23 protein-coding genes and 1 tRNA gene are annotated in these 24,845 nt (G+C 71.7%); 12 read left to right on the top strand and 12 right to left on the bottom strand.

Annotated features, from left to right (window positions below; translation table 11 throughout):
• Positions 1-48: 48 nt before the first annotated feature.
• The 4 genes from ACGFW6_RS05835 to ACGFW6_RS05820 all read right to left on the bottom strand — a co-directional run bounded on the left by ACGFW6_RS05835 (position 49) and on the right by ACGFW6_RS05820 (position 4,191).
• A complete protein-coding gene (locus tag ACGFW6_RS05835) occupies positions 49-1,071 on the bottom strand; it encodes a Gfo/Idh/MocA family protein (protein WP_393505008.1) in 1,023 nt (340 codons plus the stop codon).
• Entirely contained in the window at positions 1,068-2,072 is a 1,005-nt protein-coding gene (locus ACGFW6_RS05830; protein WP_393505006.1) for a Gfo/Idh/MocA family oxidoreductase, read from the bottom strand. Before ACGFW6_RS05830 ends, ACGFW6_RS05835 begins: the two co-directional genes overlap by 4 nt.
• 149 nt (positions 2,073-2,221) lie before the next feature.
• A complete protein-coding gene (locus ACGFW6_RS05825; RefSeq protein ID WP_393505004.1) occupies positions 2,222-2,998 on the bottom strand; it encodes an SDR family oxidoreductase in 777 nt (258 codons plus the stop codon).
• 26 nt (positions 2,999-3,024) lie between these two features.
• Complete coding sequence (locus ACGFW6_RS05820; RefSeq protein ID WP_393505003.1) at positions 3,025-4,191, bottom strand: phytanoyl-CoA dioxygenase family protein; 1,167 nt, start codon at positions 4,189-4,191, stop codon at positions 3,025-3,027.
• A 107-nt stretch (positions 4,192-4,298) separates the two neighbouring features.
• Here ACGFW6_RS05820 and ACGFW6_RS05815 point away from each other — a divergent pair, with 107 nt between their 5' ends.
• Positions 4,299-5,318 (top strand): LacI family DNA-binding transcriptional regulator, encoded by a 1,020-nt coding sequence (locus ACGFW6_RS05815; RefSeq protein WP_393505001.1) that lies wholly within the window; start codon positions 4,299-4,301, stop codon positions 5,316-5,318.
• Positions 5,319-5,787: 469 nt separating this feature from the next.
• Here the strand turns inward: ACGFW6_RS05815 and ACGFW6_RS05810 are convergent, their stop codons facing one another.
• A complete protein-coding gene (locus ACGFW6_RS05810) occupies positions 5,788-6,948 on the bottom strand; it encodes a Gfo/Idh/MocA family protein (protein WP_393504999.1) in 1,161 nt (386 codons plus the stop codon).
• 134 nt (positions 6,949-7,082) lie between these two features.
• Here ACGFW6_RS05810 and ACGFW6_RS05805 point away from each other — a divergent pair, with 134 nt between their 5' ends.
• A complete protein-coding gene (locus ACGFW6_RS05805) occupies positions 7,083-8,087 on the top strand; it encodes a LacI family DNA-binding transcriptional regulator (protein WP_393504998.1) in 1,005 nt (334 codons plus the stop codon).
• On the opposite strand, the gene ACGFW6_RS05800 is transcribed toward ACGFW6_RS05805, so the two are convergent.
• Positions 8,077-8,421: a cupin domain-containing protein gene (locus tag ACGFW6_RS05800; protein ID WP_393504996.1), complete on the bottom strand. Its 345-nt coding sequence runs from the start codon at positions 8,419-8,421 to the stop codon at positions 8,077-8,079. The genes ACGFW6_RS05805 and ACGFW6_RS05800 overlap by 11 nt on opposite strands.
• A gap of 183 nt (positions 8,422-8,604) precedes the next feature.
• Here ACGFW6_RS05800 and ACGFW6_RS05795 point away from each other — a divergent pair, with 183 nt between their 5' ends.
• The 7 genes from ACGFW6_RS05795 (at position 8,605) to ACGFW6_RS05765 (ending at position 14,857) form a co-directional block, all read left to right on the top strand.
• On the top strand, positions 8,605-9,255 hold the full coding sequence (locus tag ACGFW6_RS05795) for a GntR family transcriptional regulator (protein ID WP_393504994.1): 651 nt from the start codon (positions 8,605-8,607) through the stop codon (positions 9,253-9,255).
• A 62-nt stretch (positions 9,256-9,317) separates the two neighbouring features.
• A complete protein-coding gene (locus ACGFW6_RS05790; RefSeq protein WP_393504992.1) occupies positions 9,318-10,067 on the top strand; it encodes a PIG-L deacetylase family protein in 750 nt (249 codons plus the stop codon).
• A complete protein-coding gene (locus tag ACGFW6_RS05785) occupies positions 10,064-10,798 on the top strand; it encodes a 4-carboxy-4-hydroxy-2-oxoadipate aldolase/oxaloacetate decarboxylase (protein WP_393504990.1) in 735 nt (244 codons plus the stop codon). Before ACGFW6_RS05790 ends, ACGFW6_RS05785 begins: the two co-directional genes overlap by 4 nt.
• Positions 10,799-10,824: 26 nt before the next feature.
• Positions 10,825-11,907, top strand: a complete 1,083-nt coding sequence (locus ACGFW6_RS05780) for a 4-oxalomesaconate tautomerase (protein WP_393505118.1) — start codon at positions 10,825-10,827, stop codon at positions 11,905-11,907.
• Positions 11,904-12,854: a catechol 2,3-dioxygenase gene (locus ACGFW6_RS05775; RefSeq protein WP_393504989.1), complete on the top strand. Its 951-nt coding sequence runs from the start codon at positions 11,904-11,906 to the stop codon at positions 12,852-12,854. Before ACGFW6_RS05780 ends, ACGFW6_RS05775 begins: the two co-directional genes overlap by 4 nt.
• A 154-nt stretch (positions 12,855-13,008) precedes the next feature.
• A complete protein-coding gene (locus ACGFW6_RS05770) occupies positions 13,009-14,337 on the top strand; it encodes an MFS transporter (RefSeq protein WP_393504987.1) in 1,329 nt (442 codons plus the stop codon).
• A 223-nt stretch (positions 14,338-14,560) separates the two neighbouring features.
• Entirely contained in the window at positions 14,561-14,857 is a 297-nt protein-coding gene (locus ACGFW6_RS05765; protein ID WP_393504985.1) for a hypothetical protein, read from the top strand.
• On the opposite strand, the gene ACGFW6_RS05760 is transcribed toward ACGFW6_RS05765, so the two are convergent.
• Complete coding sequence (locus tag ACGFW6_RS05760) at positions 14,850-15,791, bottom strand: alpha/beta hydrolase (protein WP_393504983.1); 942 nt, start codon at positions 15,789-15,791, stop codon at positions 14,850-14,852. The two genes, ACGFW6_RS05765 and ACGFW6_RS05760, sit on opposite strands and share 8 nt — an antisense overlap.
• Before the next feature lie 174 nt (positions 15,792-15,965).
• On the opposite strand from ACGFW6_RS05760, the gene ACGFW6_RS05755 reads away from it, so the two are divergent.
• Positions 15,966-16,039, top strand: a tRNA-Pro gene (locus ACGFW6_RS05755).
• Between the two features lie 60 nt (positions 16,040-16,099).
• Here the strand turns inward: ACGFW6_RS05755 and ACGFW6_RS05750 are convergent.
• Positions 16,100-16,528, bottom strand: a complete 429-nt coding sequence (locus tag ACGFW6_RS05750) for an ATP-binding protein (protein WP_393504981.1) — start codon at positions 16,526-16,528, stop codon at positions 16,100-16,102.
• A gap of 150 nt (positions 16,529-16,678) precedes the next feature.
• Here ACGFW6_RS05750 and ACGFW6_RS05745 point away from each other — a divergent pair, with 150 nt between their 5' ends.
• Positions 16,679-17,446: an IclR family transcriptional regulator gene (locus ACGFW6_RS05745; RefSeq protein WP_393504979.1), complete on the top strand. Its 768-nt coding sequence runs from the start codon at positions 16,679-16,681 to the stop codon at positions 17,444-17,446.
• Positions 17,447-17,488: 42 nt separating this feature from the next.
• Entirely contained in the window at positions 17,489-19,003 is a 1,515-nt protein-coding gene (gene glpK / locus ACGFW6_RS05740; RefSeq protein WP_393504977.1) for a glycerol kinase GlpK, read from the top strand.
• A gap of 112 nt (positions 19,004-19,115) precedes the next feature.
• Here the strand turns inward: glpK and ACGFW6_RS05735 are convergent, their stop codons facing one another.
• The 4 genes from ACGFW6_RS05735 to ACGFW6_RS05720 form a co-directional block, all read right to left on the bottom strand.
• Positions 19,116-20,069: an ABC transporter permease gene (locus ACGFW6_RS05735; RefSeq protein ID WP_393504975.1), complete on the bottom strand. Its 954-nt coding sequence runs from the start codon at positions 20,067-20,069 to the stop codon at positions 19,116-19,118.
• Positions 20,056-20,850: an ABC transporter ATP-binding protein gene (locus ACGFW6_RS05730; protein ID WP_393504973.1), complete on the bottom strand. Its 795-nt coding sequence runs from the start codon at positions 20,848-20,850 to the stop codon at positions 20,056-20,058. Before ACGFW6_RS05730 ends, ACGFW6_RS05735 begins: the two co-directional genes overlap by 14 nt.
• A 34-nt stretch (positions 20,851-20,884) precedes the next feature.
• On the bottom strand, positions 20,885-21,991 hold the full coding sequence (locus ACGFW6_RS05725) for an ABC transporter substrate-binding protein (protein ID WP_393504972.1): 1,107 nt from the start codon (positions 21,989-21,991) through the stop codon (positions 20,885-20,887).
• 351 nt (positions 21,992-22,342) lie between these two features.
• On the bottom strand, positions 22,343-24,334 hold the full coding sequence (locus tag ACGFW6_RS05720) for an FAD/NAD(P)-binding protein (protein WP_393504970.1): 1,992 nt from the start codon (positions 24,332-24,334) through the stop codon (positions 22,343-22,345).
• Between the last annotated feature and the right edge of the window lie 511 nt (positions 24,335-24,845).

Below are 24,845 nucleotides of genomic sequence, written 5' to 3'. Positions count from 1 at the left end.
GGGCGGGTGGGCGGGGGGAACCTCCCCCGCCCCGCCGGCACGTTCGGCTCAGCCGGCCGGCGTCGTACGCGGTCGCGGCTCGAACCCCGCCGCCCGGTACGACGCGTCGATCAGCCGCATCGTCGCCAGGGCGTCGTCCGCGTCCAGCGGAAGCGGGCTGTCGCGCCGGATGTGGGCGGCGAGCGCCTCCAGTTGGTAGGTGTACGACGAGCGGGTGCCGAGGCGTTCGGTGCGTTCGCCGTCCGGGGTGCGCACGACGAGGCGGTCGTCCAGGTGCGGCAGGACGAAGTTCGGCGCCAGCGCCTCGCCCCGGGAGCCCACCACGCGGCAGCTCATCACCACATCGTCGTACGCCATGTGGCAGCGTGTCGACGCGGTCGCACCGCCGGGGAACTCCAGGTCGGCGTCCAGCCACTCGTCGGTGCCGGGGGCGCCCGCCCGTTCCCCGCCGCGCGCCGAGACCAGACTTGGCGCACCGCCCGCCCAGGGCGCGAGCATCCGCACCGCGTGCAGGCTGTAGCAGCCGAGGTCCATCACGGCGCCGCCGGCGAGCGACAGCGACCAGCGCGGGTCGGCGTCGCCGGGGGCCGGGATCGCCACCAGTGTCTCCACCCGCCGGAGGTCGCCCAGTTCGCCGCTCTCGAGGATCTCGTGCAGGCGCCGGGTCACCGGGTGGAAGAGGTAGTGGAACGCCTCCATGAAGACGCTGCCGGACTTGGCGGCCGCGTCCCGTACCTCGGCCGCCTCCTCGGCGTTGCTCGCCGACGGCTTCTCCGTCAGGACGTGCTTGCCGGCCGTGAGCGCGGCGAGGTTCCACGGCCCGTGCAGGCCGTTGGCGAGGGGGTTGTAGACCACCTCGACCTCGGGGTCGGCGAGCAGGTCGGCGTAGGAGTCCACCACCCGCTCCACGTCGTGCTCGTCGGCGAACGCCGCGGCGCGGGACCGGTCGCGCGCGGCCACCGCCACGAGGCGGTGGCCGGTCGTCCGGGCCGGAGCGACGAGAGAGCGTTCGGTGATGCGTGCCGCGCCCAGCACGCCGATGCGCAGTGGTTCCCGGCCCGAGTCGTTCATCCCTGCCGTACCTCCTCGATCGTCACCGGACGGTGCTCGTGCAGGGACAGTGTGCAGGCGTCGGCGATCCAGCCCGCCTCCAGAGCGTCCTCGATGGTGCACGGGGAGGGCCTGGTGCCGGCCACGACCTCGGTGAACGCGGTGAGTTCGGCGCGGTAGGCGGCGGTGAAGCGGTCCATGAAGAAGTCGTGCGGGGTGCCCGCCGGGAACGTCACGCCGGGCTCGACCGAACGCAGCGGCAGCTTGTCCTCCAGGCCGACGGCGATGGAGTCCGTGAAGCCGTGGATCTCCATGCGGACGTCGTAACCCCGGGCGTTGTGACGGGAGTTGGACACCACCGCGATCGTGCCGTCGTCCAGGGTGAGGATCGCGCCGGTGGTGTCGGCGTCGCCCGCCTCCTTGATGAAGTCGGCGCCCTTGTTGCCGCCGACGGCGTAGACCTCCCTCACCTCGCGGCCGGTGACCCAGCGGATGATGTCGAAGTCGTGCACCGAGCAGTCCCGGAAGATGCCACCGGAGGCGGCGATGTACGCGGCCGGCGGCGGCGCCGGGTCCAGCGTGGTCGAGCGCACGGTGTGCAGCTCACCCAGCTCGCCGCTCCGCACGGCGGCGCGGGCGTTGACGAACCCGGTGTCGAAGCGCCGGTTGTAGCCGATCTGGATCGGTACGTCGCTGCCCTGGACGGCCTTGAGCACCTCGACGCCCTCGGCCATGGTCTTCGCGACCGGCTTCTCGCAGAAGACGGGGATGCCGGCCTCGACACCGGCCAGGATCAGCGCCGGGTGGGCGTCGGTCGCGGCGGCGACGACGATGCCGTCGACCCCGGCCGACAGCAGGGCCTCGGGCGAGTCCACGACCTCCGCGCCGAACCGCTCCGCGGCGGCCTTGGCGGCGTCCGCGAACGGATCGGTGACGACGAGGGAGTCGACCGCGTCGAGTCCGGAGAGGGTCTCGGCGTGGAAGGCGCCGATACGGCCGAGGCCGAGGATGCCGATTCGCATGGGTGTTGCTCCTTGAGATTGATGCGGGGGCACTGCAGCGCCCTCAGGGGCGCGGGGCTGTGTCGATCTGCGGCTCCGCCGCGTGGGCGCGACCGGCCACGACGCTGCCGCGGACGACCGACGGCACGTCGCGGCGACTCCTCAACTCCTCAGTCGAGTCCTCCCAGCACGTTCTGGTCCCAGTCGATCACCGAGCCGGTGACCACCCCGGACCGTTCCGACAGCAGGAAGACGACGAAGTCGGCGATCTCGTCGGGCTGGCCCAGCTTGCCCATCGGCAGCCTCGCCGCCGCCTCCTCACGCCAGTCGTCCCCGGCCCCGTGGAAGGACCTCTGCGTCGCGTCCTCGCCCTCCGTGGCCGTCCAGCCGATGTTCAGGCCGTTGATCCGGATCCGGTCCCAGCGGTGCGCGTGCGCGGCGTTGCGGGTCAGCCCGATCAGGCCGGCCTTGGCGGAGACGTACGGCGCGAGGAACGACTGCCCGCCGTGTGCCGACGACGTGATGATGTTGACGATCGTGCCGGGCGCCTTGCGGGCGACCATGTCCGTGACGGCGGCCTGCATGGCGAAGAACGGCGCCTTCAGATTGATCGCGATGTGCTGGTCGAACAGCTCGGGCGTGGTGTCCAGCAGCGTGCCCCGGGACGTCAGCCCCGCCGAGTTGACCAGGCAGTCGACCCGCCCGAAGGCGTCGACGACCTCGGCGACGGACGCCTTCGCCTGCTCGGCGTCCGACAGGTCGGCGCGCACGAACACGGCTTTGCCACCGGTGGCGGCCAGCTCGGCCACCAGGGCCTCACCGGGTTCCGGGCGGCGCCCGGTGACGGCCACGACCGCCCCCTCGCGGACGGCCGCCCGCGCGATGGCGGCGCCCACACCCTGGCTGCCGCCGTTGACGAGGACGACCTTGTCGTCGAGAAGTCCCATGTCTTTCCGGGTCCTTTCAGCTCTGATCAGCTCTGGCGCCGCTCGGCGCCGGCCCGCAGCTCGTCGCGCAGCGCCTCGGGAGTCCAGGCCCCCTCCAGCGCGCGGCGTAGGACGTCCGCCTGCGAGGGCGGCGCGAGGCCGTCGACCGGCGGGTCGCTGTCGAGGTTGGTGGGGAAGGGGTAGCCCTCGGCGCTCGCGGCGATCACGTTCGCCGTCCACGCCCGGTCCGCTCCCTCGCTCGCACGCCGGAGCAGCACGGGGAACACGGCGTTCGCCACGGCCTCCCGGTCCACGGTCTCCATCGCCCGGCCGAACGCGGAGGACACCTGGAGCAGGTTGGCCATCCGCCGGATGTCCGCGGACCGGTTGGTGCCGGCCGCGTGGAACAGCGCCGGGTTGAAGAACGCCGCGTCGCCCTTGGCGAGCGGGAGCTGGACGTGGTGCGCCCCGAAGTACTCCTGGAACGCGGGCAGTCGCCACGCGAGGTAGCCCGGCTCGTACGTCTGTGAGTACGGCAGGTACATCGTCGGCCCGGACTCCACCGGCATGTCGCAGTGCGCGACGGCGCCCTGCAGGGTGAGCACGGGGGACAGGCGGTGGACGTGGGCCGGGTAGGCCGCGGCGACCTCGTTGGAGAGGAAGCCCAGGTGGTAGTCGCGGTGCACGCTCTGTGCCGCACCGCCCGGGTTGACCACGTTGACCTGCGAGGTGACCTGATAGCCGGGCCCGAGCCAGGCGGTCGAGACCAGCGCCAGGATGTCGTTGGCGTAGTAGTCGGCGAACGCCTCGGGGTCGTGGAGGGCCGCCTTCTCCAGCGCGTTCCAGACCCGGTCGTTGGCGCCCGGCCTGGCGAAGTGGTCCCCGGCCGTCGCGCCCGAGGCGCGCTGCTCGGCGATCAGGGCGTCGAACACGGCGCTGAGCCGGTCGACCACGCCGTGGTCGGTGAAGGCGCCGTGGAAGACCACGATGCCCGGCCCGTCGGTCAGGGCGCGGGCCAGCTCGGCCCGCACCGCCCGGTCGTCCTCGGCCGCGCGCAGCCGGTCGCTGTCGTAGACCAGGACTTCGCGCTCCACGGCGGAGGCGTGGGGGTAGTCGGCCAGGTCGGTCGTCCGCTCGACCCGTTCACGGAAGTCTGCGAGGTCGCAGTCGTGCTCGGACAGCCAGGCCCGGCGGTGTACGGAGGTGAAGGACATCGGTGTCCTCTCGGTGACAGGGGCGACTCGGCGATGCCATTCTTGTCATGACAATCCCGTCGAACAACCAGCAGGCGACCATCAAAAACCCCTCAAGGAGCCGTCGCATGGGCCACCCCTTCCCGATCCGGGAGATCGCGCGTCAGGCGGGCCTGAGCGAGGCCACGGTCGACCGGGTCCTCAACGGCCGGGGAGGGGTGCGGGAGAGCACGGCGCGGGAGGTCCAGCAGGCGATAGCCGACCTGGACCGGCAGCGCACCCAGGTGCGGCTGGTGGGCCGCACCTTCATGATCGACATGGTGGTGCAGGCGCCGGAGCGGTTCACCACCGCCGTACGCGCCGCCCTGGAGGCCGAGCTGCCGTCCCTGCACCCGGCGGTGGTCCGCTCCCGCTTCCACTTCCGTGAGACCGGGCCGGTGCCGGAGCTGACCCGGACGCTGGACCGCATCGCCCGGCGCGGCTCGCAGGGCGTGATCCTCAAGGCCCCGGACGTCCCCGAGGTGACCGCGGCCGTCGGCCGGCTCGCCGAGGCCGGCATCCCGGTGGTGACCCTCGTGACGGACCTGCCGGCCACCGCTCGCCTCGCCTACGTCGGCATCGACAACCGGGCCGCGGGTGCCACCGCCGCCTACCTCATGGGCCAGTGGCTCGGCGACCGTCCCGGCAATGTGCTGACCAGCCTCAGCAGCGGCTTCTTCCGCAACGAGGAGGAGCGCGAGATGGGCTTCCGCAGCGCCATGCGCACCCTGCACCCCGACCGCACGCTCGTCGAGATCGCCGAGGGCCAGGGGCTGGACGCCACGCAGTACGACCTCGTCCGGGCCGCGCTGGAACGGGACCCGGACATCCGTGCCGTCTACTCGATCGGCGGCGGCAACATCGCGACGCTGCGGGCCTTCGAGGACGCCGGCCGCGAATGCGCCGTGTTCATCGCGCACGACCTGGACCAGGACAACACGCGTCTGCTGCGGGAGCACCGGCTGTCCGCCGTACTGCACCACGACCTGCGGCAGGACATGCGGGAAGCCTGCCACGCGGTCATGCGGGCGCACGGGGCGTTGCCGCCGGCGGGGGTGACGGTGCCTTCGGCGATCCAGGTGGTCACGCCGTACAACATGCCGGGGTAGCTCGTCGGGCGGGTGCGGGTGCGGGTGCGGGTGCGGGTGCGGCGGGGCCGGTCGCGCCCCCGCGGCGGAGCGGCACGTCGAGACAGCCCCGCGCCCACGTGGCGGAGCCGCGCATCGACGACAGCTCCGAGCCCACGTGGCGAAGCCATAGGTCGACACAGCCCCCCGCTCCCGTGGCGGAGCCGCGCATCGACGACAGTCCCGAGCCCACGTGGCGAAGCCATACGCCGACACAGTCGCGAGCCCACGTGGCGGAGCCGCGCATCGACGACAGCTCCGAGCCCACGTGGCGAAGCCATTCGTCGAGGCAGCCGCAAGTCCAGGCGGCGGAGCCCCGCATCCACACAGCCCCGCGCCCCTCAAGGGCGTCGCGCGCCGGGGGCTTGATCCCGCGCCGGCGTCCGATCTCGTCCCTCACCCGAAGGGCGGCGATCCGGTCGGCGGGAGGGCGGAGTGGTGTTCTCAGGTGTCATGCCGGCACCTCCACGTCCACCCAGGAGCCGCGTTCGGCGGACCGGGACATGGCGTCCAGCACGGAGGCGCTGTGCACGGCGTCCGCGAGGGTGGCGCCGTGCGGGGTGCCCTCGGCGATCGAGCGCAGGAAGCGGTACGCCTCGATCACCTTCAGGTCGTCGTAGCCCATGCTGGTCGCGGCGCCCGGCTGGAACGCGCCGTACTCGCCCTGCGCCGGGCCGACGTAGAGCGTGCTGACCGGCTGGTCCTGGTAGCCGGTGCCCCGGCTGATGCCGAGCTCGCCCATGCGGCGGAAGTCCCAGAAGACCGCGCCCTCGGTGCCGTGCACCTCGAATCCGTAGTTGTTCTGCTCGCCGACCGAGACCCGGCAGGCCTCCAGCACGCCGCGGGCGCCGGAGGCGAAGCGCAGCAGGCAGTTGACGTAGTCCTCGTTCTCGACCGGGCCGAGGTCGCCGGTGGCGAGGGTGTGCCCGGCGGTGGCGCCGGTCGGGCGGGCACGCTCGGGCACGAAGATCGCGGTGTCGGCGGTCAGCGAGGCGATGTCGCCGAGCAGGAAGCGCGCCAGGTCGGCGCCGTGCGAGGCGAGGTCGCCGAGGACGCCGCTGCCGCCGCGCTCACGCTCGTAGCGCCAGGTCAGTGCGCCCTGCGGGTGGGCCGCGTAGTCGCTGAACAGCCGGATGCGGACATGGGTGACGGTGCCGATCTCGCCGGAGGCGATCAGCTCGCGGGCGGTCTCCACGGCGGGCGCGTTGCGGTAGTTGAAGCCGACCGCGCTCTGCACGCCGGCCTTCGCCGCCGCGCCGGCCACCGCGCGGGCGTCCTCGGCGCTCAGACCGACCGGCTTCTCGATCCAGACGTGCTTGCCGGCCTCGGCCATCGCCACGCCGATCTCCCGGTGCAGGAAGTTCGGGGCGGTGATGCTGACGGCCCGCACACTCGGGTCGGCGGCCACGTCACGCCAGTCGCGGGTCGTCGAGGCGAACCCGAACTGCGCGGCGGCGTCCTCGGCCCGGCCGGGCACCTCCTCGGCGACGGTCAGGAGCCGCGGACGCAGGGGCAGTTGCGGATAGTGGTACGGGACGCGGGCGTACGCCTGGGTGTGCACCCGTCCCATCCAGCCGAATCCGACGACGGCGACGCCGAGCGTGTCCACCATTGCAGCCCCTCTTTGGACCGGTCCATTTTCCTGTCCAGGTCACCTTGGGTTCCGCCTGCGACCGCTGTCAACCCCCTCGGATCGCCTCCGGCTCCCTTTGACAAGGGTGGATGCCTGTGGAACGGTCCATCTCCATGAGACCACCGACCATCCGTGACGTCGCCGACCGCGCCGGCGTCTCCAAGTCGCTGGTCTCGCTCGTGCTGCGCGGCTCGGAGCAGGTACGCCCGGAGAAGCGGGAAGCCGTCCTGCGGGCCGTGACCGAACTCGGCTACCGCCCGAACGCCGCCGCGCGCAGCCTCAGCGAGCAGCGCACCCGCACGGTCGGCGTCCTCCTGAACGATCTGCGCAACCCCTGGTTCGTGGACATGCTGGAGGGCCTCAACTCCCTCCTGCACGACAACGGCCTGCACATGCTGCTGGCCGACGCCCGCCTCAACCGCCGCACCGGCCAGGATCCCGCCGGGCCCTTCCTGGACCTGCGGGTCGACGGCCTGGTCGTGGTCGGCACGCTGCCCGACCCGGCCGCGCTCGGGGCGGTCGCCGAACGGCTCCCGGTGGTGGTCGCGGGCGCGCGCGAGCCGGCGCTGCCGGGCGTGCCGGTCGTCGCCAACGACGACGAGCGGGGCGCCCGCCTGGTCACCGAGCACCTGATCGGGCTGGGGCACCGGCGCATCGCGCACATCGCCGGCTACGGCGCGGTCGGCGAGCTGCGGCGGAGCAGCTTCGAGGCGACGATGCGGGCGCACGGCCTCGCGGACGAGGCCGTCGTCGAGTCGAGCGACATGACGGAGGAGGGCGGCTACCGCACGACGGTCCGGCTGCTGAGCCGCACGGACCGGCCGACGGCCGTGTTCGCCGTGAACGACATCGCCGCGATCGGCGCGCTGTCGGCGGCCGAGGAGTCCGGGCTGCGGGTGCCGCGCGACCTCTCCGTCGTCGGCTACGACAACACGAGCATCGCCCGCCTGCGCCACGTCTGGCTCACCACCGTCGACAACGCCAGCCACGAGGTGGGCCGCCGGGCGGCCCGGTGCCTGCTGGACCGGTTCGAGGGCGCGGCGGGATCGGGCGAACTCCAGCTCGCGCCGCCCACCTTGGAGATCCGGGGCTCGACGGCGCCGCCGCTCACAGATTGATCGAGTAGGCCTTCCGCAGCGTCTCGTGCACCGTCCACGTCGTCCGGTCGCCCTCGCGCAGCACGGCCATGTCGCCGGGACCGATTTTCAGCGTCGGCCCGTCCTCGACCTCGACGGTGGCCGAGCCGCTGATCACGACGAACAGCTCGTCGGCCTCGGTGTCGGTGACCACGCCGGGTGTGATCTGCCAGATGCCCCGCACCTGGCGGCCGTCCTGCGACTCCCACACCACCTTTCCCGTCACCTCGGGCGTCCCGGCGAGGATCTGTTCCGGGTCGAGGGGCTCGGGTTCGAGGTCGGCGTCGGGGATGTGCAGTACGAAGCTGTGCGTCATGCGGCCGACCCTAGCCGGGGCGGGCGGGGCGGCGGCCTGGACAGAGTGTGCGGTGTCGGCGGGGTCGGACGGACACATCGTCGCCGCCGACCCTGAACTGTGTGCCCAATACGGCAGACAAAATTGTTGACAATTCTGTTTGGCTAGATTTACGTTCGACAGGCACTCACTCAGGGAGGGCACATGCCGAACGAAGCCCGTCCGGGCACCGGAGAGCAAGCCAAACAGCATGCGCTCGCGCAGCTGCGGCAGGCGATCCTGCACGGCGAGATGGCACCGGCCCAGCGGCTGGTGGAGAACGAACTCGCCGAGCAGTTCGGTGTGACACGGGCCAGCATCCGCGCGGCACTCATCGATCTGGAGGCTCAGGGACTGGTCGAGCGGATCCGCAACCGTGGCTCACGGGTGCGGGTGGTGACCGTGGAGGAAGCGGTCGCCATCACCGAGTGCCGCATGGTGCTCGAAGGACTCTGCGCGGCCAAGGCCGCGGTCGCCGCCAGCGACGAGCAGCTCACCGTGCTGGCGGAGCTGGGTACGGCCATGACCAAGGCCGTCAACGACGGCGAACCCATGACGTACTCCGAGCTGAACCAGGAACTGCACGCGCGGATCCGTGAGTTCTCCGGCCAGCGCACGGCCGTGGAACTGCTGGAACGGCTCAACGCACAACTGGTGCGCCACCGCTTCCAGTTGGCGCTCAGGCCCGGCCGCCCCCAGCACTCCCTGAACGAGCACCTGGCGATGATCGAGACGATCCGCGCCAGGGACCCGCAGGCGGCCGAGGCGGCCGTCCGCGCCCATCTCACCAGCGTGATCGAGGCGTTGCGCGACTGACGCACACGCAGCGGACGCGGGGGGAGGCGGGCGCCCACCTGTCCATCGAGGAGATTGCACCCATGACCCAGGCCAACGCGCCCGCCGTCCCACGTTCCACCCTCGTCATCACCGCGCACGCCGGCGACTTCGTGTGGCGGGCGGGCGGCGCCATCGCCCTGGCCGCCTCCCGGGGCGAGAAGGTCACCATCGCCTGTCTGACATTCGGAGAACGCGGCGAGTCCGCGAAGGCCTGGCGCGAGGGCCGGAAACTGGCGGAGATCAAGGCGATACGGCGCGACGAGGCCGAGCGCGCCGCCGCCACCCTCGGCGCCGAGGTCCGCTTCTTCGACGCCGGCGACTACCCGCTGCTGCCCACCGCCGAGCTGACCGACCAACTCGTCGCCGTCTACCGCGAGACCCAGCCGGACGTCGTCCTCACCCATCCGACCGAGGACCCGTACAACGGCGACCACCCGGCCGCCAACCGCATGGCCGTCGAGGCCCGGATCCTCGCCCAGGCCATCGGCTACCCCGGCGACGGCGACATCATCGGCGCCCCGCCCCTGTTCTACTTCGAGCCGCACCAGCCCGAGATGAGCGGCTTCAGGCCCGAGGTCCTGCTCGACATCACCGAGGTCTGGGACACCAAGCGGGCGGCCATGGAGTGCCTCGGCGCCCAGCAGCACCTGTGGGGCTACTACACCGACCTCGCCGTCCGCCGCGGCGTCCAGCTCAAGCGCAACGCCGGCCCCAACCTGGGCCTCGCCCACAAGACCATGGCCGAGGCGTACATGCGCCCCTACCCGCAGATCGCGAAGGAGCTGGCATGAGCGGCGTCATCGTCACCAACCCCCCGAAGGCGGAGCTGAAGCACGTCGACGCGCTGGCCGGCTTCGGCGTCGCCACCGTGAGCGAGGCCATGGGGCGGACCGGGCTGCTGGGCCCGGCAATCCGTCCCGTGCAGCAGGGCGTACGGGTCGCCGGCACCGCCGTCACCGTGCTGAGCTGGCCCGGCGACAACCTCATGATCCACGCCGCGGTGGAGCAGTGCGGCGAGGGCGACCTCCTCGTCGTCACCACCACCTCCCCGTGCATGGACGGCCTGTTCGGCGAGCTGTTCGCGACCGCCCTCAAGCAGCGTGGGGTGCGCGGGGTCGTCATGAACACCGGCATCCGCGACACCCAGGAGCTGCGCGACATGGGCTTCCCCGCCTGGTCGCGTGCCGTCTCCGCGCAGGGCACCGTCAAGGCCACCGGCGGCTCGGTCAACGTGCCCGTCGCGATCGACGGCCAGGTCGTCCGTCCCGGCGACGTGATCCTCGCCGACGACGACGGGGTCGTGGTCGTCCCCCGCGAGCGCGCCCGGGAGACGGTGGAGAGGTCCGAGGCCCGCGAGGCCAAGGAGGCCGCGACCCGCGCCGCCTTCCTCGACGGCCAACTCGGCCTGGACCGCTACGGGTTGCGGGAGACGCTCGTACGCCTCGGCGTCGTCCACAAGTCGTACGACGCGTACGTCCGTGACGAGCGCGGCGGCGCGCGACGCGACGGGGAGCCGTCGTGACCCGGCGGCCCGCCGAGGTCCGCTGCATGCTGATGCGCGGCGGCACCTCCAAGGGTGCCTACTTCCTGGCCCCGGACCTGCCCGACGATCCCGCGGCCCGCGACGAACTGCTGCTGCGCGTCATGGGCAGCCCGGACGAGCGGCAGATCGACGGCCTGGGCGGCGCACACCCCCTCACCAGCAAGGTCGCCGTCGTGTCACCCTCGGCCGACCCGAGCGCCGACGTCGACTACCTGTTCCTCCAAGTCGCCGTGGACCGCGCGGAGGTGAGCGCCCGTCAGAACTGCGGCAACATCCTCGCCGGAGTCGGCCCGTTCGCCGTGGAGCGCGGACTGGTGCCGGCGGGGGAGAAGGAGACCTCCGTGCGGATCCGCATGGTGAACTCCGGCGACCTCGCCACGGCGACCTTCCCGACCCCCGGCGGGGCCGTCGAGTACACCGGCGACGCGGAGATCTCCGGCGTACCGGGCAGCGCGGCCCCCGTGGTGATCGAGTTCCCGCCGGGCGCCGGGAAGCTGCTGCCCACGGGCCGGGTCCGCGACACGCTGGACGGCACCACCGTGACGTGCGTGGACAACGGCATGCCGACGGTCCTGATCACCGCCGCGTCCCTCGGCGTCACCGGCCACGAGACGCCCAAGGACCTGGAGGAGGACCTGGCCCTCGCCGACCGGCTCCGCGAACTCCGGCTCGCGGCGGGGCACTTGATGGGGCTGGGAGACGTCTCGGACGCCACCGTCCCCAAGCTCACGCTCCTCGCCCCGCCCCGCCACGGCGGCGCGATCACCACCCGCACCTTCATCCCGGTCCGCTGTCACACGTCGATCGGTGTGCTCGGCGCGGCGAGCGTCGCCGCGGGTCTGCGCGTCGAGGGCGGGGTCGGCGCGGACCTCGCCCGCCTCCCCGACCACGGCGACCGCATCCGCATCGAACACCCCACGGGATTCCTGGACATCGAGAGCAGCCTCGTCACCGACGCAGCGGGTCTTCCCGCCGCCCGCCGCACGGCCGTCGTGCGGACCGCCCGCAAGATCTTCGACGGCACCGTCTTCCCCAGGTCCGCCGAGACGGCCCCACTGCCCGCACCCACCCCCGGAGGCCCCCGATGACCCCGCCGCTCGGCGACATCGCCCACATCGGCCACGCCCAGCTCTTCACCCCGGACCTGGACGCCAGCGTCGCCTTCTTCACCGACTACCTGGGACTCACCGTCAACGGCCGGCAGGGCGACACCGTCTACCTGCGGACCTACGACGACTACGAGCACCACAGCCTGGTCCTCACGGCCCGGGAGCAGCCCGGCCTCGGCCGCCTCGCCCTGCGCACCTCCAGCGAGGAGGCACTGCACCGCCGTGTCGAGGCCGTGGAGGCGGCGGGCGGCAGCGGCAAGTGGGTCGAGGACGAGCCGGGACTCGGCAGGCTGTACCTCACCACCGACCCCGACGGACACGAACACGCCCTGTACTGGGAGAGCGAGTACTACCGGGCCCCCGAGGAGCTCCGGCCGGCGCTGAAGAACCAGCCGCAGGCCAAACCCAACCGGGGCGTCGGCGTACGGCGCCTGGACCACGTCAACTTCCTCGCCTCCGACGTGCTCGCCAACGCCGAGTTCCAGGAACAGGTGCTGGGCGCCCGGCCGACGGAGCAGATCCGGCTCGACACCGGGCGCGTGGCGGCGCGCTGGCTGACGTACACCGACAAGTCGTACGACGTCGTCTACACCTCGGACTGGACCGGCTCCAGCGGCCGGCTGCACCACATCGCCTTCGCGACCGACACCCGCGAGGACGTCCTGCGCGCCGCCGACCTCGCCATCGACTCGGGTGTGTTCATCGAGACGGGCCCGCACAAGCACGCCATCCAGCAGACGTTCTTCCTGTACGTCTACGAGCCCGGCGGCAATCGCATCGAGCTGTGCAACCCGCTGACCCGTCTCGTGCTGGCCCCGGACTGGCCGCTGATCACCTGGACCGAGGCCGAGCGGGCCAAGGGACAGGCGTGGGGCCTGAAGACGATCGAGTCCTTCCACACCCACGGGACACCCCCGGTCGCCTGACACGGCGGCCCGCTGCGCCAGGCGCTTCCCCAGGAGTCCAGGAGTCCAGGACCGCACAGGCCCTGGATTGTCGCTGAGATTGTTGACAAAACTGTTGACTCTCTGGAATCCGCTCCTTAGCGTCTGGCGCACAACGCACGAGAGGAAAACAAGGATGTCCTCCTCCCCCTCCCCGTCCGCTCGCGTCGGCAGACTGGCCCTGGTGGCCGTCGGCCTGTGCTGGCTGGCCGTCCTCTTCGACGGCCTGGACATGTTCATCTACGGCTCGGTACTGCCCCACATGCTGGCCGAGAAGGCCCTCGGCCTCACCCCCGACCAGGCCGGTGACCTGGGCAGTTACGCGACCTTCGGCATGCTCGTGGGCGCTCTCACAGCAGGCACCGTCGCCGACCGGATCGGCCGCAGGAAGCTGATGGTGGCCTGCGTCGCCCTGTTCTCGCTGGCGTCCGCCCTGTGCGCCATGGCGGGCAGCGTCGCGGTGTTCGGCCTCGGCCGGACCCTCGCGGGCATCGGGCTCGGCGGTCTGCTGCCGACTGCGATCAGCATGGTCTCCGACTACGCCCCGCGCGGCCGCGGCGCCCTCACCATCGGCATGCTGATGACCGCCCACCACGCGGGCGGCATCCTCTCCGCCTACGTCGCCCTGTGGGTCGTCGAACCCCTCGGCTGGCGCGCCGCGTTCTGGTTCTGCGTGCTCCCGCTGCTGTTCGTACCGGTGCTCGTCCGGTTCCTGCCCGAGTCGCTGAGCTTCCTGGTCGCCAAGGGCCGCACCGAGGAGGCGCGCGAGCTGGCCGGCCGCTACGAGGTCGAACTCCCCGCCGCCCAGGCCGGCAAGGAGACGGCGGGCGACCGCCGGCACGCCCTGGTCAGCCTCTTCCGGGGCGGCGAGTGGACCCAGACCCTCCTGTACTGGCTGGCCTCCTTCGGCGGACTGCTCCTCGTCTACGGCGTCGCCACGTGGCTGCCCACCCTCATGCGCAGCGAGGGCTACAACCTCGGCTCGGCACTGACGTTCGTGGTCCTGTTCAACCTCGGCGGCATCGTCGGCATGCTGGTCGCCGGACGCGCCTCCGACCGGTTCGGCGCCCCGCGGATCTCCGCGATCTGGTTCGCGCTGACGGCCGCCGGGGTCTTCCTGCTCAGCGTTCACATGCCGCTGGCACTCACCTTCACGGTGGTCTTCCTGACGGGCGTGTTCCTCAACAGTGCGCAGACCATGATCTACGCGACGGTCTCGATCCGCTCCCGTCCCGAGAATCGCGCCACCGCCGTTGGCTGGACCTCGGGCATGGGCCGCTTCGGCGCGGTCTTCGGGCCATGGCTCGGCGGCCAGTTGCTCGCCGCGAACAAGGGCGACTGGGGCTTCACCGCCTTCGCCCTCGCGGGCCTGTCGTCCATGGTCTTCATAGGGATCGCCGCGCTGCGCGGCTCGAAGCGGACCGCCTCCCCCGGCAGCGAACAGGAACTCGTCGGCGCGCACTGACCGATGGGCGCCGGGCCCCTGGGGGAGGGGTGGCGCCGCCGTTCGCCGCGGTGAATGCGGCGAGCGGCGCCCGTCATATCAACTGGCCCGTCATATGTACTGATGGTCCGAACTGGGTTATACGACGGTCTCGCGTATTGTTGCGTCATATGCCCGCTGTGACGCGTGGCGGCTCTCGGGACGTCGGGGGCAAGTGAGTTGAACGTGAAGGGGGACGGGGGACGTGGTGGCATTTCTCGCAGTGGTGGCCGTCGTCGGATACATGGCAAAGGCCGGTCTGCCCTGGTGGGTGGTCGCGGCGGTGGCCCTGCTGACGGCGGGATTCGCCGCGGGGGTGTCCGGGGGTCCGGCCCGAGGTGCCAGAAGTACGACGTCCGGCCCGGCCGGACGGCAGGCCGGGCCCGCCCCGGCCGACCGGGAAACGGCAGACTCGCCGGTCGCCGTGAACGTGGGTGCGGCGGCCCCGGACGGATGGGACGCGCCGGCGCCGACGGCGGAACCGGACCGGGCCCTCAGGTGAGGCGACCGCCCGTGGCCTCCCGCAGATGCCGCGCGATGAGCAGGTAGACCTCGCGCGCCTCGGCGTCGTCCTTCCCGTCGTACCCGTGATCGAAGCCGGCCACGTCGTGGTGCTCGACCAGCGCCCCGGCCGTGCGCAGCCGCTCGGCGTAACGCTCGCCCTCGGCCCGGAGCAGGTCGTACTCGGCGGTGATCAGCAGCGCCGGGGCGATGCCCTTCAGATCCGCGGTGTCCGAGGGGTGCGCCGGGGAGACGAGCGGGTCGGCGCGCTGCCGGACGTCCGGGACGTACGCGGTGTCGAAGACGTCGGCCATCCAGGGCCGCAGCATCGGCCTGGCGATGGCGGCGCGCTTGTCGCGGGCGTCCGTCGCCAGATCCAGCGGGGGATAGTGCAGCACCTGGAGGGCGATCGGGGGCCCGCCCGCCTCCAGTGCCTGTCGCGCCACGGCCGCCGCCAGCCCGCCCCCGGCGCTCTGTCCGCCCACGGTGAGCCGCCGGCCGTCCCAGCCCTGCTCGATGCCGTGCTCCGCCACCCACCGGACGACGTCGTACGCCTGCCGCGGCGGTGCCGGGAACGGATGCTGCGGGGCGACGGCGTAGTCCACGTTGATCACGACCGCCCCGGCCTCGGCGGCGACCAGGCGGCACAGCGGGTCGTCGACCTCGGTGAGCGTCATGACGAAGCCGCCCCCGTGGAAGTTGACGTGCACCGGCGGGGCGGGCTCGTCGTTCGGGGGCAGGTACACGGTGGCGCGGGCGGGCGTGACCGACGACGGGATCGTCAACTCGCGTACCTTGCGCGGATATTCGGGAAACCGTGCGTGCCAGGACGGGACGGCGCCCCGCCCGGCGGCCCGGCGTTCCGCCGCCACACTCGCACGCTGCATCACCTTGGCGACCAGGGCGGCCACCGGGGGCCGGGCCAGCACAGACATACCGCTCCGATCGGTCGCGGCCCGTGGGCCTGCGCACTCCAGCGCGAGCTCTGTTGAGTCAGGCAATTATAGGTGTCGACAATGATCGGTCAAGAGCTGAGCCGCGTCGGGGCGGGTGCATCGATGAGGTAGGGTTGACCTGCGTGATCACGCGGTACGCCGCGTGACGGGCACCGGGACGTGGCGCAGCTTGGTAGCGCACTTGACTGGGGGTCAAGGGGTCGCAGGTTCAAATCCTGTCGTCCCGACGGTGCGAAGGGTCTTCACGGACGACAGTCCGTGAAGACCCTTTTCGTATGCTGCCGGCCTCAGGTCGACGGCAGTTCCGCCCAGTGGCTGGTGCCGCCCGTGTGTGCGTGTACTCCGCAGCGGGACGCCAGGGCATTGACGATGTCGAGGCCGCGTCCGTGTTCGTCCGGGTCGATCGCGGGCTCCGGAGGGGCCGCCGGGGCGGCCGGGCCGAGGTCGGTCACCTCGACGCGTACCGTTCCGCAGCCGTCCGTCAGGCTCCGCGAGAGCCGGAGCGTGGCCGGGGGCAGGGCGTGCACGATGGCGTTGGTGAGCAGTTCCGAGACGACCAGCAGGACGTCGGCGGCGCACTCGGCCGTCAGGTTCCAGTCGGACAGGACCGCGCGGACTCGCCGCCGTATGCCGGCGACGGCCCCCGGGACGTGCGGCAGGGAGAAGACGTGTTCGACCTCCCCACGCGGCGCGGCGGTGAGCTGCGCTGTTGTCATCTGTCCTCCTCGAGGGCGGTCCCTGCCGGTCCTGGGTCTGGCTCAGGCGTCATGGAACGCTAAACAAGGAAAATCCACCGGTCAATGAACATCGGTCGGCATTACCGAACGACAGTCCCAAAGCGGAAAAACTGGGACTACCATCGCCTCATGGCCGGCCCAGTCCAGTCCATCGAGCGGGCGGCGGCGATCCTGCGACTGCTCGCCGGTGGATCCCGCCGGCTGGGGCTCGGGGAAGTGGCCTCCTCGCTGGGGCTCGCCAAGGGCACCGCCCATGGAATCCTACGCACCCTGCAGCACGTGGACTTCGTCGAGCAGGACCCGGCGACCGGAAAGTACCAGCTCGGGGCGGCTCTGCTGCACCTCGGCACCAGCTACCTCGACGTCAACGAACTGCGCTCGCGCTCCATCAACTGGGCCGACGCCCTCGCCGCCCGCAGCGGCGAGGCCGTCCGGCTGGGGACGCCCCTGGAGGGCAGGGTGCTCGTCATCCACCACGTCTTCCGGCCGGACGACACCCTCCAGACCCTCGACGTCGGCGCGCTGCTGCCTCTGCACGCCTCCTCGCTCGGCAAGGTCCTGCTGGCCTTCGGAGCGACCCCCGTGGAACCGCTGCTGGAGGACGAACCGGAGGCGTACACCCGCCACACCCTGGTCCACCCCGCGGAGCTGAACCGGGCGCTCGGCGAGATACGGGACCTGGGCTGGGGCGCCGAAGTACAGGAGATGAGCATGGGCGAGGCCGGGATAGCCGCGCCGATCCGGGGCCAGGGCGGTCTCGTGGTGGGCGCGATCGGCGTGTCCGGCGCCGTGGAGCGGATCTGCGACACCAAAGGCCGGCCGCTGCCGGCCCTGATCACCGTGCTGCGGGAGGCGGCACGCGCGATCTCCAGAGACCTGGGCGCGGCTCGCTGGTAGGCCCCCAGCACCTCCGCGACGCACCGGAAGGCAGGGCCGATCATGGTTGAACGGTATGTGATGTCCATCGACCAGGGCACCACGTCCACCCGCTGCATCCTGTTCGACCACGGGGGGCGGCTGGTGTCGGTCGCACAGCGGGAACACCAGCAGTTCTTCCCCCGGCCCGGCTGGGTCGAGCACGACGCCGTCGAGATCTGGCGCAACCTCCAGCGCGTCGTCCCCGAAGCGCTGTCGAACGCCGGGATCGACGCCGGCCAGATCTCGGCGATCGGGATCGCCAACCAGCGCGAGACGACCGTGCTGTGGGACCCCCGGACCGGGACCCCGCTGGTCCGGGCGATCGTCTGGCAGGACACCCGCACCGCCCCGCTCGTCGACGACCTCAGGGACCACCCCGGTGACGACTTCTTCCTCGACCGCTGCCACCTGCCCCCGTCGACGTACTTCTCCGCGCCCCGCATCCGCTGGCTGTTCGACAACGTCGACGGGCTGGAGCGGCGTGCCCGCGACGGCGAGGTGCTGTTCGGCACCATCGAGAGCTGGCTGATCTGGAACCTCACCGGCGGCCCCGACGGCGGCCTGCACATCACGGACGCCACCAACGCCAGCCGCACCATGCTCATGGACATCCGCACGCTGACCTGGGACACGGAACTCATGGACTTCTTCGGCGTGCCACGCGCGATGCTCCCGGAGATCCGGTCCTCGGCGGAGCGCTACGGCGAGGCGAGCGCCCTGCTCCCCGGCGTGCCCATCACGGCCGCCCTCGGCGACCAGCAGGCCGCCCTGTTCGGGCAGACGTGCTTCTCCCCGGGCGAGGCGAAATGCACCTACGGCACCGGCAGCTTCCTGGTGATGAACACCGGCACCGACCTCGTCCGCTCCGAGCACGGACTGCTGACGACCGTGGCGTACAAGATCGGGGACCAGCCCACCGTCTACGCGCTGGAAGGCCCGATCGCCGTCACCGGATCGCTGGTGCAGTGGTTCCGCGACCGGCTGGGCCTGATCCACAGCGCCCCGGAGATCGAGACGCTGGCCCGCACCGTCGAGGACAACGGCGGCTGCTACATCGTCCCCGCGTTCTCCGGCCTGTTCGCACCGCACTGGCGCAGCGACGCCCGCGGCGTGATCGTCGGCCTTACGTCGTACATCACCAAGGGCCACCTCGCCCGCGCCGTCCTGGAGGCCACGGGCTGGCAGACCAGGGAGGTCGTCGACGCCATGAACGCCGACTCGGCGCTCGCCCTGAAGCAGCTCAAGGTGGACGGAGGCATGACGTCCGACCATCTGCTGATGCAGATCCTCGCCGACGTGCTCGACGTTCCCGTCGTCCGTCCCCTGGTCGCCGAGACCGTGTCGCTGGGCGCCGCGTACGCGGCCGGTCTGGCGGCCGGCTACTGGCCGGACCTGCAGATCCTGCGCCGCAACTGGCACCGGGCCGCGCAGTGGCTGCCCGACATGGAGACCGAGCGCCGGGAGTGGGAGTACGAGTGCTGGAAGCGGGCCGTCGAACGGTCGCTGGGGTGGATCCAGCCGCCGAGGCGGCCATGACCCGCCGCCCCCGTGCACATCCCTGCCGGGTGAGGTGATCCGGCCCAGCGGGTCTGCCGCCGACCGCAGACCCGCTGGGTGTCCAGCCCCCCGGCCGGGCGTGGTCCTTCCGTCAGCGGCTGACCAGCAGGCCCCGGCCGCGCAGCACCCGCCGCTCCAGCGGGCTGAAGATCAGCAGGTCGATCGCGACACCGACGAGCAGGATCAGGAGGATGGCCAGGAACACCTGCGACATGCTGCTGTTGTTGCGGCCGTTCTCCAGCAACTGACCGAGGCCGATGCCGAGGTCGGGGGAGGACGCGATGATCTCCGCCGCCATCAGCGAACGCCAGGAGAACGCCCAGCCCTGCTTCAGGCCCGCCAGATAACCGGGAAGGGCCGCCGGCATCACCACGTGCCGGGCCTCGCGCAGACCGGTCGCGCCCAGGGTGCGGCCGGCGCGCAGGAACAGCGGCGGGATCTGGTCGATGCCCGCGACGAGGCCGTTGGCGATGGAGGGGACCGCGCCGAGCAGGATCACGGCGTACATCATCGAGTTGTTCAGACCCAGCCACAGGACGGCCGGCGGCACCCAGGCCACCGACGGCAGGGACTGCAGACCGGACAGGATCGGGCCGATCGCCGCGCGCACGAACCTCACCCGTGCCACCAGCAGACCCAGCGGCGTGCCGATCGCCAGCGACAGCAGGAAGCCCAGCAGACCGCGCGAGACGGACGTCCAGATGTAGTCGAGCAGCGTGCCCTGGAGCCAGGCCTCCCGCACCTCGCCCCACACGTCGGCCGGTGAGGGCAGCTTGTACGCGGGGACGACCTGCGCCCACACCAGCACCTGCCAGACCACCAGCACCAGCGCGACCGCCGTGACGGGCGGCAGCACCTTGCGGGTCAGGGTCTCGCGCAGCGATGTACGGCGCACCTGTACCGAGTCCAGGGCGTCGAGCCCGGCCTCCAGCCCCGCCAGGTCCTCGGCGCCGTTCCTCCTGGCGTCGACCCTGGTGTCGCCCGTGATGGTGACGGCGTCACGGGCCTCGCCCTCGACGTCGACGCCGTTGTCAGTGCCGGCCATGGCGGCGGATCTCCCCACGCAGTTCTTCGGTGATCTCGGCGGACAGTTCGGCCACCGCCGCGTCCTCGATACGACGCGGCTGCGGAATGCCGACCGTCCATTCCCGGGCCACACGGCCCGGCCGCGACGACAGCAGGACGACGCGCTGCGCCAGCCGTACCGCCTCGCGCACGTTGTGCGTCACGAACAGCACGGACACGCCCGTCTCCCGCCAGATACGGGTGAGTTCGTCGTGCAGCACGTCCCGCGTGATCGCGTCCAGCGCCGCGAACGGCTCGTCCATCAGCAGCAGCCGGCTGTCCTGGGCGAGCGCCCGCGCCAGCGCGACCCGCTGCCGCATACCGCCCGACAGCTCGTGCACCCGCTTGCCGTGGGAGCCCTTCAGCCGGACCAGTTCGAGCAGCTCCTCGGCCCGCTCGCGCCGCTCGGCCTTCGCCACCCCGCTGAGTTTCAGGGCGAGTTCGATGTTCTTGCCCGCGGTCAGCCACGGGAACAGGGCGTGCTCCTGGAACATCAGCGCGGGCCTGCCGTCCGTGCCGATCGAGCCGGCGGACGGCAGGTCGAGCCCCGCGACCAGGTTGAGCAGAGTGGACTTGCCGCAGCCCGAGGCCCCCAGGAGGGTGACGAACTCGCCCGGCGCGACATCGAGGGTGATGTCGTCGAGGACGAGTTGCTGCCCGGCGGGGCCGGCGAAGGACTTCGAGACGTGCTCGAGCCGGGCGGCGTACGGCACCGCTGTGGCGTCCTCGGTGACCTTGGCGGTCGTGGCCGTGGCGGCCATGGTCGTCACCTCCTGGGAACTCTCGGAACGGTGGTCACTCGACGCCGAGACCGGCGTCGTCGAACGCGTCGTGGCCCTCGGCCTTCAGGACCTTGTTCAGCGGCGCGAGGTCGTAGATGCCCTTCAGGTCGGGCTGCTCCAGCAGACCGGCCTTGACCGCGTGCTCCGCCTGGGAGTCGAGGGTCGCGGCCAGCGGATCGTCGAGGAAGGTGATCGACTTCCAGGCAGGGTCGATGACCTCGGCGGGCAGCGCCTTGCCGGAGAGCTTCTCCAGGGCCTTGTTGGCGGATGCCTTGGCCTGGTCCGGGTTGGCGTTGATCCACGCGTTGGTCTTCACGGAACCGCGCAGGACGGCCTCGACGACGTCCGGGTGCTCCTTCAGGAAGCTCTGCGACACGATGATGTTCGTGATCACGAACTTCTTGTCGGGCCACAGGTCGCCCTCGTCGAGGAGCACCTTGCCGCCCTCGGCGACCAGCTTGGACGCGGTCGGCTCGGGCACCCACGCACCGTCGATCGAGCCCGACTTGTAGGCGTCGGGCGTGATCTTGTTGTCCGTGCGGACCACGGAGACGTCGCCCTTGCCGCTCTCGGCGTCGACCTTCCAGCCCTGCTCGGAGACCCAGTTGAGCAGCGCCACGTCCTGGGTGTTGCCGAGCTGCGGGGTGGCGATCCTCTTGCCCTTGACGTCCTTGACGGACTTGATCTTCTCCGGGTTCACCACGAGCTTCACGCCGCCCGACGCGGAACCGGAGATGATCCGCAGGTTCTTGCCGGCCGCCTTGGTGTAGCCGTTGATGGCGGGGGAGGGGCCGATCCAGCCGATGTCGATGGAACCGGAGTTCAGCGCCTCGATCTCCGACGGACCGGCGTTGAAGGTCGACGCCTTGATCGTGGTGCCGCCGAGCTCCTTCTGGAACAGGCCCTTTTCAACGCCCACCAGGGCGGTGGCGTGCGTGAGGTTGGGGAAGTAGCCGATCTTCACCTCGTCGACGGAGAGCTTCTCGGCGTCCGCGGCGACCTCGGCCTGCTTGCCGTCGTCGGTGGACTCGGCGCCGTAGCCGCAGGCGGTCAGCAGCAGGGGGAGCGCCGCTATGACGGCGAAGGTGCGCAGGGTCTTGAGCGGTCTTGCGGCAGACACGGAGGTGTCCTCTCGGGGAAGGCCATCAGGAAAGGTGATCAAGGGCTGCGACGCGGGCGAGGCGCGCGTCGGCGTGCACGGCACACCGCTCGCCCGCCGTCCGGATGGGACGGCAGGGAGCGCAGCGGTGTGGGGGGACGCGTGGGGGGTTTCCGCGGAACGTCTCAGACGCGGCGACAGATGGCGCTGGACGTGCGCCCGAAGTCGATGTGGCGACGCGAGGTCAGAAGTGACGGCGGCAGGACCGCGTGGTCGCGCGTTCTCATGGCCACCCCACCCCACTGATTCCTAGTTTTCCTACCTGGTTGATGGGGATCGTGGCAGAAGGTTGCGCCCACCCCAAGAGGCTGTTCACATAGTGGACGCAGTTATCTCACTGGCTGGGAATGGAGTTCTCAGAGCCCGGAGCAGGGTGCGGGCAATCGCGTCATTCTGTCGGAAAGCGGGCGCGTTGGTGTGAGGTCTGGCGAAGGCGGCGACGGCTCGGCCGTTGGTCGGAGCGCCGAGGGCGATGCGGCGGGGATGGCCGCCGCCCAGGGAAGGGTCGACGACACGGCCGTCCGCGGGGGAGACGGCGAGCAAACCGGAACGGTGGGTGTGGGTGGCATCGGCGATGACCTCCTCGGTCAGTGCCCGGGCCCGGCGCAGCGCGCGCAGGAGCGGGTCCTCCGTGCGGTCGAGGGAGGGGGTGGGCAGATACGCCTCGATCAGCGCGGTGGCGTGGACGGTGTGACCGGAGACGGTGGGACCGGTCGCGGTGAAGGTGCCGGTGCCCTCGTCGGTCCCGACACGGACACCGGCGCCCAGGAAGTGGACGATCCCCGCGCGGGACAGGGCGAGCAGCTGGCGCAGCCGGAAACCGGGCGGGCCCGAGGCCAGGAAGCTGAAGAACCCGTGCCACCAGCCGTCCAGGTCCTCGGCGACGGACCGCGCGGTCAGCCGTCCCGCGGCGACCAGGCCGGGCACCTGCCCGTACACCGAGAGCAGGGCGAGGAACGCCCCGAGGTCGGCGCTGAACTCCGGGTCCTCACGGCGGCTGACGTCCCGTTCGATGTGGTCGCGCAGATGGTCCTGGAAGGCGTCGGGCGTGGCGAAGGCCAGGCCGTCCAGCGGGTGGTCCAGGGTCTCGAAGTCCAGACGGTCCGCCGGGTCGGGTACGGCCGCGGCGACCAGGGCGGCCATCTCGTCGCCGTACCAGTCCAGTCGGTCGTAGGCGGCGACGAACCTCGGCCACGGCAGGGCGGTGCGCTCGGGGTGGGCATGGAAGAGCTCGTGGTAGTGGCCGAAGCCGATCTCCTTGGCCATCAGCGGCCAGACATCGCGGCGCAGGTCCAGCGGGCGCTCCAGGGCGAGCAGCGCGTCGACCTGGGCCGCCCCGAAGTGGCGCGGCAACGGCGGCCGCGGGCCCCGCAGTCGGTAGCGCGTCTTGGAGTGGTACGGCACTCCGCGGCGCGATCCGACGTGCAGCACGGGTTCGCGGCCGGAGGGGAGGTAGGTGAGGGTGCCGTCGGCCTCGGTGCGGAAGGCGCCCCCGCGGCCCTCGGTGAGCAGGGACATCAGGTCGACGAAGGCGAGCCCGAAGCCGCGCAGGACGACATCCTCGCCGGGGCGCAGGGCGGACAGGTCGGCGTCGGCGGAGAACGCCGGCGGAAGATGGAAAAGGCCGTGGCGGCGGGCGAAGGAGGCGTGCGCACGGTGCTCGGCGGCGGGCGTGGAGCCGAGGTGCCCCTGAGCCAGGACCACCAGATCGGCGGTGAGCGGGCCGGCGCGGCCGGCGAGGCGCACCTGCTGCGGACCGTCCGGGGGGCCGGTGACGGAGGTCGCCGTGGTGCGGTGCCACTCGACCGTGACGGTGGGCGGCAGTTGGTCCAGCGCCCGGCGGAACACCCAGTCCAGATAGGCGCTCTGGGCGCGGCGGGTGGGGAAGTCGGCGCCGTCGAGCGCCCGCAGTTCGGCGAGCACCTGCGGGTCGGCGGGCTCGGCTCGCGGGGTGTGCAGCGGCCTCCGGCCGGAGAAACCGGCCGCCCACTCGGCGAGCGAGGGTCCTGGACGGATCGGGCCTTCGACGGTGGACGACTCGTCGGTGAACATGGTGACGTCCTCGGCCATGGAGTTCATCCGCAGCAGCGCGGACTGCTCCCGGCGCCAGACCCGCCCCGGCCCCGGCGGGTGCGGGTCGACCAGATGGATGCACAACTCCCGTGTGCCGTCCCACAGTTCGGGAGCGTTGGCCGCGATGCGTTCCAGCAGACCCGTGGCGCGCGGACCCGCGCCGACGACGACCAGGACGGCCCTGGCAGGGGCGGGGGCAGGGGTGGGCGTGACTTCGGACGGCGTGAGCATGGGGAGGCTCTCCGGGGGAGGGAAGGCGGACGTGGACGACCACCCGGGGGCACTCGTGGGCGCGCGGCACGGCGCGGGCACGGTGCGGTCGGATGGGGCGTCGTCACGGAGCCGCGTCCCTCAACGCGGCCGGAAGGGCTGCCGCGTGGCGCGGGCCCGGTCCGTCATCGATCGTATGCGCCCACCGCGCGGCTGTGTCAACGACGGGTGAGCGGCGCCGGTCGGGGCGGTCCGGCATCCGGGCGATGCTTGACGCGCAGCACGATGTACTGCTCAATTACTCGCATGCATGCCCAGCGGCGCTTGGTCTCGCGCGGTCACATCGACTTCTGTCGAGTGTGGTCCGCGGCGTGTTGCGTCTGACTCGGCAGCGGGCCGTCTGACCGGCCCTTCCCTCCCTCGGTGACCCCGTCGCGGGCCGAGCTCCCCCTTCGCGCGCTGCCGCAGCACCGCCTCGCGTCCTCACCGGCGCCCGGCGTCGTCACGCACGTACCGAACCCATCGGTCCCTC

This window comes from Streptomyces sp. Y7 (genome assembly GCF_043195415.1).
In the GTDB taxonomy this organism is placed as follows: domain Bacteria; phylum Actinomycetota; class Actinomycetes; order Streptomycetales; family Streptomycetaceae; genus Streptomyces.
The sequence above is the reverse complement of the archived record's forward strand: the minus strand, read 5'-3'. Positions and strand labels throughout refer to the sequence as shown.

Excerpts from the sequence above, each read along its gene's own strand:
- glpK (WP_393504977.1), top strand. The coding sequence starts at position 17,489 with ATGGTTGAACGGTATGTGATGTCCATCGACCAGGGCACCACGTCCACC.
- ACGFW6_RS05820 (WP_393505003.1), bottom strand. The coding sequence starts at position 4,191 with ATGTCCTTCACCTCCGTACACCGCCGGGCCTGGCTGTCCGAGCACGAC.
- ACGFW6_RS05825 (WP_393505004.1), bottom strand. The coding sequence starts at position 2,998 with ATGGGACTTCTCGACGACAAGGTCGTCCTCGTCAACGGCGGCAGCCAG.
- ACGFW6_RS05775 (WP_393504989.1), top strand. The coding sequence starts at position 11,904 with ATGACCCCGCCGCTCGGCGACATCGCCCACATCGGCCACGCCCAGCTC.
- ACGFW6_RS05790 (WP_393504992.1), top strand. The coding sequence starts at position 9,318 with ATGACCCAGGCCAACGCGCCCGCCGTCCCACGTTCCACCCTCGTCATC.
- ACGFW6_RS05720 (WP_393504970.1), bottom strand. The coding sequence starts at position 24,334 with ATGCTCACGCCGTCCGAAGTCACGCCCACCCCTGCCCCCGCCCCTGCC.
- ACGFW6_RS05810 (WP_393504999.1), bottom strand. The coding sequence starts at position 6,948 with ATGGTGGACACGCTCGGCGTCGCCGTCGTCGGATTCGGCTGGATGGGA.
- ACGFW6_RS05770 (WP_393504987.1), top strand. The coding sequence starts at position 13,009 with ATGTCCTCCTCCCCCTCCCCGTCCGCTCGCGTCGGCAGACTGGCCCTG.
- ACGFW6_RS05815 (WP_393505001.1), top strand. The coding sequence starts at position 4,299 with ATGGGCCACCCCTTCCCGATCCGGGAGATCGCGCGTCAGGCGGGCCTG.
- ACGFW6_RS05795 (WP_393504994.1), top strand. The coding sequence starts at position 8,605 with ATGCCGAACGAAGCCCGTCCGGGCACCGGAGAGCAAGCCAAACAGCAT.
- ACGFW6_RS05750 (WP_393504981.1), bottom strand. The coding sequence starts at position 16,528 with ATGACAACAGCGCAGCTCACCGCCGCGCCGCGTGGGGAGGTCGAACAC.
- ACGFW6_RS05735 (WP_393504975.1), bottom strand. The coding sequence starts at position 20,069 with ATGGCCGGCACTGACAACGGCGTCGACGTCGAGGGCGAGGCCCGTGAC.
- ACGFW6_RS05835 (WP_393505008.1), bottom strand. The coding sequence starts at position 1,071 with ATGAACGACTCGGGCCGGGAACCACTGCGCATCGGCGTGCTGGGCGCG.
- ACGFW6_RS05745 (WP_393504979.1), top strand. The coding sequence starts at position 16,679 with ATGGCCGGCCCAGTCCAGTCCATCGAGCGGGCGGCGGCGATCCTGCGA.
- ACGFW6_RS05800 (WP_393504996.1), bottom strand. The coding sequence starts at position 8,421 with ATGACGCACAGCTTCGTACTGCACATCCCCGACGCCGACCTCGAACCC.
- ACGFW6_RS05805 (WP_393504998.1), top strand. The coding sequence starts at position 7,083 with ATGAGACCACCGACCATCCGTGACGTCGCCGACCGCGCCGGCGTCTCC.
- ACGFW6_RS05785 (WP_393504990.1), top strand. The coding sequence starts at position 10,064 with ATGAGCGGCGTCATCGTCACCAACCCCCCGAAGGCGGAGCTGAAGCAC.
- ACGFW6_RS05780 (WP_393505118.1), top strand. The coding sequence starts at position 10,825 with ATGCTGATGCGCGGCGGCACCTCCAAGGGTGCCTACTTCCTGGCCCCG.
- ACGFW6_RS05830 (WP_393505006.1), bottom strand. The coding sequence starts at position 2,072 with ATGCGAATCGGCATCCTCGGCCTCGGCCGTATCGGCGCCTTCCACGCC.
- ACGFW6_RS05760 (WP_393504983.1), bottom strand. The coding sequence starts at position 15,791 with ATGTCTGTGCTGGCCCGGCCCCCGGTGGCCGCCCTGGTCGCCAAGGTG.
- ACGFW6_RS05730 (WP_393504973.1), bottom strand. The coding sequence starts at position 20,850 with ATGGCCGCCACGGCCACGACCGCCAAGGTCACCGAGGACGCCACAGCG.